Here is a 14,043-nt window from a genome sequence, read left to right on the forward strand (position 1 = left end):
TCGTCGTGGTTGCTCGCGCAGTTCCCCGCGCCCCTTTCAGGGGCTCCCCCGCCCGCCCTTCAACTGCGGGTCCGTCGTAGTTGCTCGCGCAGTTCCCCGCGCCCCTGACGGGGCCCTCCGGTCGGCGGGGGACGGGTTTTAGGGGCGCGGGGAACTGCGCGAAACCGCGGTGCGGGCAGCGGCCTTCGGTGGGGGTGGGGGCGTCGTGGTCAGGGGCGCGGGGAACTGCGCGAAACCGCGGTGCGGGCTGCGGGGGCGGGAGGGGTCAGAAAGGGGCGGGGCCGCCGTTCGCGGAGATTGCGGCGCGCGTGGCGTGGATGAAGGCCGCCGAGCGGGCAGGCACGCCACCTACGCGGTGGATCAGGGCGACGTCGGCAGGGGGGACGTCGTGGAGGGGGATGAAGACGACGTCGGGGCGGGCGTAGTACTTGGAGACGGAGGCGACGACGGGGGAAACGCCCTGCCCCGTGCCGACCAGCGTCATCAGCTCCTGGAAGGACGCGACGGCCCGGCCCCGCCGGATCTCCCGCCCGGAGGGCGTACGGGGAGGCACGTGGAAGTCCCACCAGTAGGAGGGCGCCCCGTTCACCACCCCGAAGAACGTCTCACCGGCGAGTTCCTCAAGGGACACGGACGTACGCCCGGCCAGCGGATGCCCGAGCGGCACCGCGAGCACGCGGGGTTCGTTGATGACGATCGGCCCGACCTCCAGGTCGGCCTCCCGCACGGGCAGGCACGTGAAGAGGAGGTCGATCTCGCCCGCACGCAACGCGCCGAGCGGATCCTCGAACTGGGTCTCCCGCATCCGCACGTCCACCCCGGGACACCGCTCCCGGAACTCCGCGAGGATCGGCCCGGTCAGCGTCCCCGCCCCAGACCCGAGGAACCCGACGTTCAGCTCCCCGTCCACGCCCCGCGCGGCCGCCTTCGCCCGGGCCACGGCCGCGTCCATCTGGGCGTGCAGGGGGGCCACGTCCTCGTACAGCTGCCGTCCGAGCGGTGACATCCGCACGACGCGGCTGGTGCGTTCGAAGAGCGGCGCCCCGATCTTGCGTTCCAGCTTCTTCAGCGTCTGGCTGACCCGCGCCTGGGAGAGGACGAGCCGCTCCGCCGTACGCCCGAAGTGGAGCTCCTCGGCCAGGGTCAAGAAGGTCTCCAGCTCCTGCCGTTCCACCGCATACCCCCTGTGACCTGCATCGATAAGCATGAGCGCAGCGATCGTTTCATGGATCGCCATTGATGGGCGATCGGGTTCGGCGGATCTTTGAGGAACCGGGACGGCGATCCGCCGGACCACCCGGCCTTCCTCTCAACCATCTGGAGATCCTGATGATTTCGCGTGCCCGCAAGACCCTCGCCGTCACCGCCACCGCCGCCGCGCTCGCCGTCACCGCGGGCCTCGCCGTGACCGGCGCGCAGGCCGTGCCGTCCGGCGGCCACGAGGGCCGGAAGGAGGCCGCCGCCTGGACCGCGGCGTGGGCGTCCGCCCCGCAGCGCCCCAGCACCGGCTTCAAGCCGAACTGGTCGGAGGCGGGCTTCGACGGCCAGACCCTGCGGCAGGTGGTCCGCGTCACGGAGGGCGGCGACAGAGCCCGGATCCGCCTCTCGAACGCGTACGGCACCTCGCCGCTGCGCATCGCGGCCGCCACCGTCGCCCGTACGAAGAAGGGGGCGTCGGTGGAGAAGGGTTCGGTCCGGCGGCTCACCTTCGGCGGGAAGCCGTCCGTCACGATTCCCGCGCGGGGGCAGCTGAGCAGCGACGAGGCCGATCTGGAGCTGGAACCCTTCGAGTCCGTCACCGTCACCCTGCATCTCGCGGGCACGACGGGGCCCGCCACCTTCCACGCCCAGTCCTTCGCCACCAGCTACCGCGCCGAGGGCGACCACACCGCGGACACCGGGGCCCGTGCCTTCGGCGAGTCCACGGAGTCCTGGTACTACCTGTCGGGCGTGGACGTCAGCGGGGGCGGCTCCGGCAAGCGGGCCGCCGAGCGCGACGGCGTGGTCCTCTTCGGCGACTCCATCACCGACGGCTTCGCCTCCTCCACCGACCTCAACCGCCGCTGGTCCGACGCGCTCGCCGAACGTCTCGCCAAGTCGGGCGCCCCGCGGCCCGTCCTGAACGCGGGCATCGGCGGCAACATGGTCCTCAACGACTCGGCCTGGTACGGCGAGAAGAGCGCCAACCGGTTCTCGCGCGACGCCCTCGACCTGCCCGGCGTCGGCACGGTCGTCGTCCTCGAAGGGCTCAACGACATCGGCTTCAGCGAGACCGACAAGCCCACCTACAAGCCCGCCCCCGTCGTCTCCGCCCGTGAACTCATCAACGGCCACAAGAAGTTGATCCGCGAGGCCCGCGCGAAGGGACTCAAGGTCGTCGGCGCCACCCTGCTCCCGCTCGGCGGCTCCGACCACTACGGCGAGCACGCGGCCGCGGTGAGCGACGCGTTCAACACCTGGGTGCGGACCTCCGGCGCCTACGACGCGTACGTCGACTTCGACAAGGCCCTCGCCGACCCGGCGGACCCGGAGCGGCTCGCGCCCGCGTACGACAGCGGCGACCACCTGCACCCGAACGACGCCGGATACCGGGCGATGGCCCGCGCGGTCGACCTCAAGTCGCTCTGACCACACGGACGTTCTGACCACACGGACGTTCTGACCACGAGAAAGCCGACCCGCCATGACTGCCACCTCCGCGGCCGCGTCACCGGTGCTGCCCGCGCCGCCCCGCATGACCTCGCGCCAGAAACTCGTCCTGACCCTGCTCCTCGGCTCCCAGTTCATGATCGCCGTGGACTTCTCCATCCTGAACGTCGCGCTCCCCGTCGTCGGCGAGGGGCTCGGCTTCTCCCTCGCCCACCTCCAGTGGATCGCCACCGCCTTCGCGCTCGCCGCGGCGGGCTTCACGCTCCTCCTCGGCCGGATCGCCGACCTGTTCGGGCGCAAGCGGCTCTTCATCGGCGGCATGGCGCTCCTCGGCCTCTCCTCGGCCGTCGGCGGGCTCGCCACCACCCCCGAAGTCCTGCTCACCGCACGGGTGTTGCAGGGCCTTGCCACCGCGGCCGTCACCCCGGCCGGGCTCGCCCTGCTCACCACGGCGTTCCGCGAGGGGCCGCTGCGGGACCGGGCGCTCGGGCTCAACGGGGCGCTGATGTCCGCCGGTTTCACCACCGGCGCCGTCCTCGGCGGGCTCCTCACCGACCTGCTCTCCTGGCGGTGGGCGTTCTTCATCAACGTGCCGGTGGCCGCGGCCGTCGTCGCCCTCGCCCCCGCCCTGCTCACCGACTCGCGGATCGTGTGCAGGCACCGCCTGGACGTGCCGGGCGCGGTCACCGTCACGGGCGGGCTCCTCGCCCTCGTCTACGGCCTGACCAGGGCGGGCGAGAGCGGCTGGACCGACACCGGCGCGCTCACCGCGCTGACCGCGGGCGCGGCCCTGCTCGTCGCCTTCTGGTTCGTCGAACGGCGCTCGGCCGCCCCCCTCGTCCCCGTCCGCATCATGCGGCGCCGCACGGTCGTCTGGGGCAACACGGCGGGCCTGATCGCCTTCGCCACCGAAACCTCGCTGGTCTTCCTCCTGACGCTCTACCTCCAGGAAGTCCTCGGCTTCTCGCCGCTCGCCACCGGCCTCGCGTTCGGTGTCCTCGGCATCGGCACCGTCGTCGGCGGCACGCTGGGCGGGCGTGCCGTGAGCCGCTACGGCAGCCGCGCCACCATCCTCGGCGGCGGGATCGTGCAGGCCGTCGCCACCCTTTCCCTGGTCGCCCTCGGCACGTCGGGCGGCTGGCTGTATCTGCTGCTCGCGGCCACGTTCATCGGCGGCGTCGGCAACATGCTCCTCATCGTCGGCTTCATGGTCACCGCCACGTCGGGCCTGCCCGACTCCGAACAGGGCCTGGCCACCGGGCTCGCCACGATGACCCAGCAGGTCGGCATCACGCTCGGCATCCCGGTGATGAGCGCGATCGCCGCGTCGCGGACGGGTGCGGGCACGACGCCCGACGCGGTCCTCTCCGGCGTCACGGCCGCGGTGCTCGTCAACTCCCTGCTGGTGCTCGCCGGTTCACTGCTCGCGGGCCGCGCCCTGCGGCCGGGGCGTCACTCGGTGGTGTAGTAGCGGTAGAAGGTCACCGCGAACACGCCCGCGGCCACGAGCAGCGACATCACCACAGAGCGCAGGATGCTGGCGCCGGTGAGGCTGTACAGATACCCGAACGCGATCCCCGCGAACGCCGTCCAGGACAGGGCGCGCAGTTCGCGGGGCAGCGCGGGTGCCACCCGGTGCAGCGCGACGAAGACGGCGGCGACGATCACTCCGGTGACGACGCCGAACAGGACGTTGCCCGTGGTGATCGGGCCCGCGTCGCGGCGGATGCCCGCGGCCCAGATGCCGTAGACGATGCCCAGGAGCACGGGGCCCGCCCAGTGGGCGGACGCGGCGGCCCGTGAGCCGGTCGCAGCCGGTGAGGCGTGTGCCATGACGGTTCCTCTCGTCAGTTGCGGTGCGTGCACGGATCGTGGTGGCAGTCCCAGTCGCGCCACTGCGGGCAGGGGTCCTGGGAGGAGCAGCCCGGCACGTGCCGGCCGCCGGTGTCGACGTAGGCCGCACTCGCCCAGCCGCGCACGCCGCCCAGCCAGTACCAGTACGGATTGCCGTTCACGGTGGTGCCCCAGGTGGCGCACTCGACGCGGTCCTGACTGCCGTACGGCAGCTTCGCGACGATCGCGCCGCCGGTGCCCGGCTGGTCCCTGATGTTCAGGTCGGGGCCCGAGACGACGGTGCCCCAGATGACTCCGCCGTCGTTGTTGGCGACGGCCGCGGCGGTCGCGGTGGCGGCGGATCCCACGGTCAGCACGGCCGCGGCGCCCACCGCCCCCAGGGTCAGAGCGATTCGCATGATCGGCCTCCTCGCCCCCTCATCCAGGAAACACCCGTTCGGCCGAGCGCTCCACCGGAGCCTTCTCTAGCCTGAAAAGCGATGAGTTTCGGGGGCGGCCCCGGTCTGCCCTCATGACAGAACTCCTTGCGATTCCCTGCAGAACTCCTTGCGGTTCCTGAGAGAGGGCGGGCGGACATGACCGGCATGGCCATCGAGACCGCGGGTCTGGTCAAGACCTTCGGCGACAACCGCGCGGTCGACGGCATCGACCTCACCGTCCCGTCCGGCACGGTGTACGGCGTGCTCGGGCCGAACGGCGCGGGCAAGACCACGGCGGTCAAGATGCTCGCCACCCTCCTGCGGCCCGACGGCGGCGAGGCGCACGTCTTCGGCCACGACGTGGTGCGCGAGGCCGACGCCGTACGCAGCCGGGTCAGCCTCACCGGGCAGTACGCGTCGGTCGACGAGGACCTCACCGGCACGGAGAACCTGGTCCTGCTCGGCCGCCTCACCGGCCACCACAAGAAGGCGGCCCGCGCCCGCGCGGCGCAGCTCCTGGAGGCGTTCGGGCTCACCGAGGCCGCCGGGCGCCAGGTGAAGAACTACTCCGGCGGCATGCGGCGCCGCATCGACATCGCCGCGTCCATCCTCAACACCCCCGACCTGCTCTTCCTCGACGAGCCCACGACCGGCCTCGACCCGCGCAGCCGCAACCAGGTCTGGGACATCGTGCGCGCGGTCGTCGGCCACGGCACGACGGTCCTGCTCACCACCCAATACCTGGACGAGGCCGACCAGTTGGCGGCCCGCATCGCCGTCATCGACAAGGGCAAGGTCATCGCTGAGGGCACCAAGGGCGAGCTCAAGGCGTCGGTCGGCGCGGGCTCCGTGCACGTACGGCTGCGCGACGCGGCGCGGCGGGAGGACGCCGCGGAGCTGCTCGGCCGGGTCCTGGACGCCCAGGTCCAGCTGGAGCCCGACCCGGTCGCGCTGACCGCCCGCGTCGGCACCCACGGCGAACGCAACGGCAGCGGCGCCGCCGAACAGGCCTCGCGGGCGCTCGCCGAACTGGCCCGCTCCGGCATCACCGTCGACAACTTCTCCCTGGGCCAGCCCAGCCTCGACGAGGTCTTCCTCGCCCTGACCGGCTCGGACGCCGGCCACCACGCCCCCGCGACCGACCTTCCCAAGGAGGCCACGGCATGAGCACCGCAGCCACCACCGAAGCCCAGGACCTCGCGCCCGTGCGGACCGAGTCCCTCGCCGAACTCCTCATCTCCACCGGGCGTCCGCCGCGCCCCTCCGCGCTCTCCGCCTGCCTCACCTTCGGCTGGCGGGCGATGCTGAAGATCAAGCACGTGCCGGAGCAGCTCTTCGACGTGACGGCGTTCCCGATCATGATGGTGCTGATGTACACGTACCTCTTCGGAGGGGCGCTCGCCGGATCCCCGCGCGAGTACATCCAGTACCTGCTGCCGGGCATCCTCGTGATGTCCGTCGTCATGATCACGATGTACACGGGCGTCTCGGTCAACACCGACATCGAGAAGGGCGTCTTCGACCGCTTCCGCACCCTGCCGATCTGGCGCCCCTCCACGATGGTCGGCTACCTCCTCGGCGACGCCCTGCGCTACGCCATCGCCTCGGTCGTCATCCTGACCGTCGGCCTCATCATGGGCTTCCGTCCCGACGGCGGATTCCCCGGCGTCGTCGGGGGCATCGCCGTCCTCCTCGTCTTCTCCTTCGCCTTCTCCTGGATCTGGACGATGTTCGGGCTGCTGCTCCGTACGGAGAAGTCGGTGATGGGCGTCAGCATGATGGTGATCTTCCCGCTGACGTTCCTCAGCGACATCTTCGTCAAGCCCGAGACGATGCCCGGCTGGCTCCAGGCCTTCGTCAACAACAACCCGATCACACACGTCTCTTCGGCGGTCCGCGCCCTGATGGACGGCACGTCCCCGGCGACCCCACTGGCCTGGACATTCGGCTGGGCACTGCTCCTCGTCGCGGTGTTCGGTCCGGTGACGATGCGTCTGTACAACCGGAAGTAGCAGGGCGTTGCCCCATATGCAGTCGCCCCGGTCGCGCCCCTCGTGACCGGGGCCTTGCCTTGAAGGCGTGCCGAAAAGCGTCCGCAGCGTACGAAGCCCCCGATCCGCCCGCTCAGCCCTGTCCGCCGTCCTGCTCGTCCTCGCCTGTCTCCTCGTCCCCCTCGGCGCGCTGTCCACGTGGGCGAAGTACGAGATCGGGGACACGGACAACTACGTCGCCACGATGGCGCCGCTGGCCTCCGACTCCGCCGTGCAGACCGCGGTGACGGACTCGGTCACCGAATCCGTGATGAAGGAGATCGACGTCGGCCCGCTGCAGGGCACCGTCGAGACCTTCGTACGCGACGCGGTCCAGTCCTTCACCGAGACATCCGCCTTCCAGACCGCGTGGAACGCCGCGAACCGCGCGGCCCACGACGCCGTGATGCGGGCCCTGAACAACGGCTCCGACAGCGAGGTCACCATCGACCTCGCGCCCATCACCGAACAGATCAAGAAGCAACTCGTCGACGACGGCGTCCCGTTCGCCGCCAAGATCCCCGTGAAACACACCGACGTCACGGTCATGCAGTCCAAGGACCTCGGCAACTTCCGCACCGTCTTCCACACGCTCCAGGTCATGGGCCCCTGGGTGCCGATCGTCGCCGTCGTGTGCGCCGCCACCGGCATCCTCCTCGCCGCCCGCCGCCGCAGGGCCCTCATCGGCACGTCCCTCGGCGCGGCCCTCGCCGCCGCGGCCCTCCTCCTCGCCCTCGCGATCGCCCGCGCCCTCACCCTCGACGACCTCCCCTCCGACGTCTCCCGCGACGCGACGGCGGCCGTCTACGACGCGCTGACGGCAACCCTTCGTACGACGGCGTGGATCGTGACGGGGGTGGGGTTGGTGACGGCACTGGGGCTATGGCTGTACGGGCGGCCCCGCAAGGGGCGCGGGGAACCGCGCGACAAGCCACAACGGCCCCGCACCCGGACAACAGAGCAACCGCCCCCAGTCGAACACCGTCTCTGAGAGAGGATTCGGGCAGCAGGACGCCCCCGACGAGAGGCCGCACCTTGGACAGCGTCACCGTCACCCCTGACGCCGAGGACGAGGCCGAGAGGGACGACCGGCGCCGGGTGGGCAAGACCGCCGCCTGGGCCGCAGGCCTGATCCTCGCCGGGGTCAGCACCGTCATCGGCTTCCGCGTCGCGGACTCCGACGGCTTCACCCCCGTCCCCCAGATCCTCGCCTTCCTGCCCTGGCTCCTCGTCCCCGCAGGAGCAGGTCTCCTGATGGCCGTACTGGCCAGGTGGCGCGTCGGCATGCTGTGGGGCGTCGCCGTGCTCGGCCTGCTCGCCTGGTACATGGAGCCGTACGGCCATACGGACGAGGCGAAGGGCGACGCGGTCGCCGAGCTGCGCGTGATGACGTCGAACGTGGAATTCGGGCAGGGGACCGAGGGATTGATCCGGGCCGTGCGCGAGGAGAAGCCCGATCTGCTCTTCGTGGAGGAGTGCGACCACGCCTGTTCCAGCGCCCTGCGCAAGGAGCTGCCGCACGCCGACTACCCGTACCGCGAGGCCGTCGAGGCGTCCGGCGCCGAGGGGTCGGTCATCCTCGCCGACGTCCCGCTGAAGAGCGCGGACGGCATCGACGCCACCCTCGGGATGCCCGGTGCCGTCGCCGACGTGAAGGGGCATCCGGTGCGGGTGCAGCTCGCGCATCCGATGCCGCCGGTGCCCCGCGGGGTCGGCCTGTGGCGCTCGGAGCTCGGGGAGATCCGGGAGTACGCCGCCGAGGGGGACGGCAGGTCGACCATCATCGCCGGGGACTTCAACGCCACCCAGGACCACGCCGCCTTCCGCGGCGTCCTGGACGCGGGGGTGCGCGACGCCGCGAGGATCGCGGGGTCCTCGCGCGCGCCCAGCTGGCCCGCCGCCGTTCCCTCGCCGCTCGGCGCGCAGATCGACCACGTCCTCGCGACCCCGGACTTCGCCGCGCGCGACGCCCGCTTCCTGGAGATCGGGAACACGGACCACCGGGCCCTGGTGGTCACGCTCACCCTGCACAAAGAGGAAACAGAGCGTTGATCCTCCGGCCAGGGCAAGTAACGTAAAGCGCCGATAATGGGCACATGCCCCGTGAGTCCCGTCCCGCCCGTCCGGTCTCCCTGAGACCACTCACCCCACCCGACTGGCTGGTCAGGTCCCTCAAACCGCAGTCCGCCCCCATCCCCTGGGCCGCCGTCGCCCGCGCCTCCGTCGCGATGGCGCTGCCGCTCGCGATCGGCATCGTCGCCGGGCAGCCCGCGTACGGCGCGCTCGCCTCCATGGGCGCCCTCTCCGGAGTCATCGGCGACACCGCCGACGCCTACCGCATGCGGATCTTCAACATCGCGGTGCCGCAGCTCTTCGGCGCCCTCGGCGTCACCCTCGGCTCGCTCGTCTTCGGGCACGGCTGGGTCGCCGTCGGCGCGGTCACCTTCGTGGCGCTCGTCTCCGGGATGATGTCGACGATCGGCGCGGTCGCCTCCGTCTCCGGCCTCCTCCTGCTCCTCAACTGCGTGGTCGGCGCCGGGCTCCCGATGCCCGGACAGTGGTGGCTCGCCCCGCTCCTGATGACCAGCGGCGGCCTCCTCGTCCTCGCGCTCGCCCTGCTCGCCTGGCCGCTGCGGTCGGGGGTTCCCGAGCGGGCCGCGGTCGCCGCCTCGTACCGCAGCGTGGCCGCCCTCCTCGACGCGGCGGGCACGGACGCGTACGACGACGCGCGCAGCGCCGTGACGGCCTCGCTGAACCAGAGCTACGACCTCGTGCTCGCCCGCCGCGCCCGCGACCACGGCCGCAACCCCGAACTGGTCCGCCTCGTCGCCCAGTTGAACGCCCTCACCCCGGTCATCGAGGCCGCCCCCGCCGCCGACCAGTCCGCCCGGCACGCCTGCGCCCACCTGCCGGAGGAGATCCCCACCACCATCCGCACCCTGGCGGACGCGGTGGAAAGGGGCGACGCACCGCACGCCCCCGGCGCCGTCGCGGAGCCCTCCGCGATCCGGCTTCCCGAACCCGGCGACCACGCCGCCCGCGCGCTCGATCACGCCGTGCGGCACGCGGTGGAGACGCTGAGCGATCCGGATCCCCTCGCGGCCATCGAGGCCGACGACCGGCTCGGGCGGCCCGCCGCGCTGCGGGTCAGGGCCCGCCGCGCCGCCCGCAACGTCATCCTCTCCGGGGCGTCCTGGCGCTACGGCCTGCGGCTCGCGCTCTGCATCGGCATCGCGCAGGCCCTGGTGTCGCTGATCGACGTGCCCAGGTCGTACTGGGTGGCGCTCACCATCACGTTCGTCCTCAAGCCCGACTTCGGCTCGGTCTTCTCCCGCGCCGTGCTGCGCGCGCTCGGCACGGCCGCGGGCCTCGTCGTCGCGGCGGCCGTCCTCGCCGAGGTGCCGCACGGCTGGTGGGACGTGCCCGTGATGATGCTGCTCGCCCCGCTCATCCCGGCCCTCACCACCCGCGGCTACGGCTACCAGACGGCGGCGATCACGCCGGTCATCCTGCTCCTGTCCGACATCCTCAACCACCAGGGTCTCGGCCTCGTCCTGCCCCGCCTCGTCGACAGCCTGATGGGCTGCGCCATCGCGCTCGTCGCGGGCTATCTGCTCTGGCCGGAGAGCTGGGGCACGCGGATCGGCGACCGGCTCGCCGACGCGGTGGCCAGTACCGCCTCGTACGTGGACTGCGCGTTCGGCCCGACGGACGACCCGGCCGCCCGCGCCCGCATGCGCCGCCGCCTCTACCGCGACCTGTCCGTCATCCGCTCCGAATTCCAGCGCGCCCTGACCGAGCCACCGCCCACCGGAACGCGCGCCGCCGCCTGGTGGCCGCTGGTCGTGGCCGTCGAACGCATCCTGGACTCCACGACGGCGGCAAGGGTCCGCATCCGGCACGGCGCGAAGGAGCCCACCCCCGACGAAGTGGCCGAAGTCGCCCGCGAACTGCGCGAGTTGGCGCAGGGCCTACGCACATCGGACACCCTGGAGGAGGTCCGCTCCGACTTCACCGTGGGCCCCAAGGACAGCGTCCTGGAACCCCTGCGCCAAGAGGTGGCAGCAGCAAGAGCCATCGCTTCAGCCCCGTAGGGGGCGAGCCCCGTAAGGGGCGCGGGGAACTGCGGGGCCCCGTAAGGGGCGCGGGGAACTGCGCGACCAGCCACAGCAGGCCCGCAGCTCCCCACCAACAATCAGACTCAGCCCTGGTTCACCTTGTGCAGAGCCTTCGCCAAGCCATTGGCCCACAACTGATCCACCTGCGCCCGCTCGCTGGCGTCAGGCTGCGGGTTGGTGCAGGAAGGACCGGGCCCGCCCCCGGACATCAGCTGACTGCACGGCCCGTCATACGTGTCGGGCAGCCCGAGCACGTGCCCGGTCTCATGCGCCGTGACCCGAGTCGAGTCGTACTCCTGGTTCTGCGCGTAGTCCAGGAAGATGTACCCGTTCCCGTGCCCGTCCGTGCTCGCGTACGAGCCGCGCGGGTCATCGCCCTCGCGGTACTCGAAGCTCGCGCCCGAACTGCCTTCCTGGAGCTTCACGTTGGAGACCGCGGCGTTCCAGATGGACGTGGAGCTGGCTATCTGCTGCGCGAAGGTGGGCGCGCCCGACGCGTCGTACGTGACGGTCACGGACTTCGCGCCGGGGTTGGCCGCGCGCTTCTCGGCGACCGCCTTCACGACGGCCTCGAAGAACGCCTTGTTGGCCTTGGCCTCCGCAGGCGAGCCCGCGTAGTTCACGTACGAGGCCGTGGCGGACCCGGAGTTGAGGGTCGCCGTCGACGCCGTGGCCGAGGTCGCGCCGAGTCCGGCGACGGTGAGACCGAGGACGGCCGCGACGGACAGGTATCGCTTGTTCATGTGTGGGGGGCTCCCTACTCGTTCGACGACCGATGGGGCGGTCGATGAAAGGTGAACGGTTCGGTGGCTGTGAGTGTGGGGGAGCACGGGGCGCGTGGGGATGATGGCAACTCGCGATAGCACGGGCCTATCACCCGGTCCCGGCCTGCCCAGAACGGCTGGTTCTCATGGGGTTTGGGCGTCTGGTGCGGCGGCCGTACCGCCTCTACGCTCACTGACCATGGAGCTCGAGGTCAGGCACCTCCGCGCGCTGTGCGCCATCGCCGACAGCGGCAGTCTGCACAAGGCGGCGCGTCAACTCGGCATGACCCAGCCCTCGTTGACGACCCAGCTGCGGCGCATCGAGAACGCGCTCGGCGGTCAGCTCTTCGCCAGGGAGCGCACGGGCTGCCGTCCGACACCGCTCGGCCGGGTCGTCCTGAGCCGGGCCCGCCCCCTCGTCATGGAGATGCGCGCCCTGGTCAGCGAGACCAAGGCGGCCGCGGCCCGCGCCGCCGAGGGCCCGCAGCTGCGCATCGGCTCCACGGCGAGCCGCGCCATACCGGGCTGGCTGCGCGGCCTGCGCGGACGCCTGCCGGGGACCGAGATCTCACTCCAGATGGACGTGTCCGCGAACGCCCTGCTGCGGGCGGTCGCCGCGGGACAGCTCGACGTCGCCTTCGTGCACGAGGTGGAGGGCTGCCCGCTGCGGCTGCCGGAGAGCCTCCGAAGACGCGTGCTCGTCGACCGCGAGCCCCAGTTCGTCTCGCTGGCCGTGGACCATCCGGCGGCGGCGGGCCCCGTCGTACGGCTCTCGGACCTGGCGGAGGACCGCTGGATGGTCGACCCGACGGTGGACGGCGAGTGGGACGGCCTGCGCCGGGTCCTCACCGCGGCCGGGCTCAACCCCCGTGTCCTGCACGGCGATTACCTCACCGCGGCGTCCCTCGTCGCCACCGGCGAGGTCGTCACCCTCTGCCAGCCGACCTCACTGGGCAGGCCCGACATGGCCGTACGCCCCCTCTACGGCGACCCCCTCGGCGTACGCCTGCTGGTGGCGGCGCGCACGGACGACGAACTGGATGCGGTGTACGGCGAGCTGGAGGCCAGCTACTGGGAGGCGGCGGGGCAGTCCCCCGCCTATACGGAGTGGCTCATGCGGGCCGGGGAGAGCCGGGGCACGGCGGGCGGGACCTTGGTCCCCGCCAGTCGGTGACCTTTGACAAAACCGCCTCTGACCTGCACTTTTGCTCGATTTACGGTACTGGGTCACGGACTGCGGCCACTTGTTACATTCCCTACGGATGACGCACACATGGCGCCCGTAGCTTCGTATCTGTCGCCACCGCAAAGGGGCACAAACACGGACAGCTCGCCCAGTAGCAACGAGGGAAGTCACCACCATGCGCGCCACCCGCCGTACCTTCCGTACCGCCGCCATAGCCACCGGAGCCATCGCCGCTCTCGCCGTCCCCACCACGGCCGCGTTCGCCTCGGACTCGGGCACCACCCCGCAGGGCCAGGTCGCCGCCGGTGACCAGACCGGCACGACGGACCAGACCGGTCAGGACCAGACGGGCCAGGACAAGACCAACCCGGACGAGAACAAGAAGGACGAGACCGGCAAGGACGAGTCGGGCAAGGACAAGGACCAGACCGGCAAGGACCAGACCGGCCAGGACAAGTCCAAGGACAAGGACGACAAGGACAAGGACCCGGTCGTCGGCGGCTGGGAGTCCAAGGGCACCACCAACCTCGGCAAGGGCTGGACCGCGAAGGTCGACGTCAACGCCTCCGCCCGCAGCGCCAAGGCGACGATCGCCCAGAACGGCGCCGCCAAGGGCTCCCTCACCGCGTACGAGAAGTCCGCGAGCACCACGATCGACGGCAACACCTTCACGCTGTCCCCCGACGGCACCGTCACCATGAAGGCCAAGCCCACCCCGCCGAAGCCGGACGACAAGCGCGTCTACAAGACCACGGTCAAGCTGGCCGACGGCTCCATCGCCAAGATCTACAAGCTCGGCCCCAACCACTACCAGGCCGACATCTTCGCCAAGGGCGTCAAGCTCGACACCCTCGACGCCAACGGCAAGGCCGCGCACGGCCAGAACAACGGCCTGCACGTCACCCTGAACCCCGACGGCACCATCAAGTCCTGGGTCGAGGGCGGGCACAAGCCGAAGCCGGACACCCAGCGCGTCTACAAGACCACGGTCAAGCTGGCCGACGGCTCCATCGCCAAGATCTA

13 protein-coding genes are annotated in these 14,043 nt (G+C 71.4%); 9 read left to right on the forward strand and 4 right to left on the reverse strand.

Annotation, left to right across the window (positions count from 1 at the left end):
• Positions 1 to 265: 265 nt before the first annotated feature.
• Positions 266 to 1,174, reverse strand: coding sequence for a LysR family transcriptional regulator (locus ACFWZ2_RS20635; RefSeq protein ID WP_384547640.1), 909 nt, complete (start codon positions 1,172 to 1,174; stop codon positions 266 to 268).
• A gap of 155 nt (positions 1,175 to 1,329) precedes the next feature.
• Here ACFWZ2_RS20635 and ACFWZ2_RS20640 point away from each other — a divergent pair, with 155 nt between their 5' ends.
• Complete coding sequence (locus ACFWZ2_RS20640) at positions 1,330 to 2,628, forward strand: SGNH/GDSL hydrolase family protein (protein ID WP_384547642.1); 1,299 nt, start codon at positions 1,330 to 1,332, stop codon at positions 2,626 to 2,628.
• A 55-nt stretch (positions 2,629 to 2,683) separates the two neighbouring features.
• Positions 2,684 to 4,117, forward strand: coding sequence for an MFS transporter (locus ACFWZ2_RS20645; RefSeq protein ID WP_384547644.1), 1,434 nt, complete (start codon positions 2,684 to 2,686; stop codon positions 4,115 to 4,117).
• On the opposite strand, the gene ACFWZ2_RS20650 is transcribed toward ACFWZ2_RS20645, so the two are convergent.
• Both ACFWZ2_RS20650 and ACFWZ2_RS20655 read right to left on the reverse strand, forming a co-directional pair.
• Entirely contained in the window at positions 4,102 to 4,482 is a 381-nt protein-coding gene (locus tag ACFWZ2_RS20650) for a hypothetical protein (RefSeq protein ID WP_384547646.1), read from the reverse strand. The two genes, ACFWZ2_RS20645 and ACFWZ2_RS20650, sit on opposite strands and share 16 nt — an antisense overlap.
• A gap of 14 nt (positions 4,483 to 4,496) precedes the next feature.
• Positions 4,497 to 4,901 (reverse strand): SH3 domain-containing protein, encoded by a 405-nt coding sequence (locus tag ACFWZ2_RS20655; RefSeq protein ID WP_384547648.1) that lies wholly within the window; start codon positions 4,899 to 4,901, stop codon positions 4,497 to 4,499.
• Positions 4,902 to 5,078: 177 nt separating this feature from the next.
• Here ACFWZ2_RS20655 and ACFWZ2_RS20660 point away from each other — a divergent pair, with 177 nt between their 5' ends.
• From ACFWZ2_RS20660 to ACFWZ2_RS20680, 5 genes are all read left to right on the forward strand, one after another.
• Positions 5,079 to 6,089 carry an ATP-binding cassette domain-containing protein gene (locus ACFWZ2_RS20660; RefSeq protein ID WP_384547649.1) on the forward strand — a complete coding sequence of 337 codons (1,011 nt, stop codon included), beginning with the start codon at positions 5,079 to 5,081 and terminating at the stop codon, positions 6,087 to 6,089.
• On the forward strand, positions 6,086 to 6,934 hold the full coding sequence (locus ACFWZ2_RS20665) for an ABC transporter permease (RefSeq protein ID WP_384547651.1): 849 nt from the start codon (positions 6,086 to 6,088) through the stop codon (positions 6,932 to 6,934). The genes ACFWZ2_RS20660 and ACFWZ2_RS20665 overlap by 4 nt, the downstream gene beginning before the upstream one ends.
• A 67-nt stretch (positions 6,935 to 7,001) precedes the next feature.
• On the forward strand, positions 7,002 to 7,943 hold the full coding sequence (locus tag ACFWZ2_RS20670) for a hypothetical protein (RefSeq protein WP_384547653.1): 942 nt from the start codon (positions 7,002 to 7,004) through the stop codon (positions 7,941 to 7,943).
• 44 nt (positions 7,944 to 7,987) lie between these two features.
• Positions 7,988 to 9,004, forward strand: a complete 1,017-nt coding sequence (locus ACFWZ2_RS20675; RefSeq protein WP_384547655.1) for an endonuclease/exonuclease/phosphatase family protein — start codon at positions 7,988 to 7,990, stop codon at positions 9,002 to 9,004.
• A gap of 44 nt (positions 9,005 to 9,048) precedes the next feature.
• Positions 9,049 to 11,046, forward strand: a complete 1,998-nt coding sequence (locus tag ACFWZ2_RS20680) for an FUSC family protein (protein WP_384547657.1) — start codon at positions 9,049 to 9,051, stop codon at positions 11,044 to 11,046.
• A 107-nt stretch (positions 11,047 to 11,153) separates the two neighbouring features.
• Here the strand turns inward: ACFWZ2_RS20680 and snpA are convergent, their stop codons facing one another.
• Positions 11,154 to 11,813 (reverse strand): snapalysin, encoded by a 660-nt coding sequence (gene snpA / locus ACFWZ2_RS20685; protein ID WP_384547658.1) that lies wholly within the window; start codon positions 11,811 to 11,813, stop codon positions 11,154 to 11,156.
• A 220-nt stretch (positions 11,814 to 12,033) separates the two neighbouring features.
• Here snpA and ACFWZ2_RS20690 point away from each other — a divergent pair, with 220 nt between their 5' ends.
• Together ACFWZ2_RS20690 and ACFWZ2_RS20695 are read left to right on the forward strand one after the other, a co-directional pair.
• A complete protein-coding gene (locus ACFWZ2_RS20690; RefSeq protein WP_384547660.1) occupies positions 12,034 to 13,008 on the forward strand; it encodes a LysR family transcriptional regulator in 975 nt (324 codons plus the stop codon).
• 187 nt (positions 13,009 to 13,195) lie between these two features.
• Positions 13,196 to 14,043: hypothetical protein (locus tag ACFWZ2_RS20695; protein ID WP_384547662.1), on the forward strand; the 848-nt coding region annotated here is incomplete at its 3' end.

The sequence above is a fragment of the Streptomyces sp. NPDC059002 genome, assembly GCF_042740435.1.
In the GTDB taxonomy this organism is placed as follows: Bacteria; Actinomycetota; Actinomycetes; order Streptomycetales; family Streptomycetaceae; genus Streptomyces.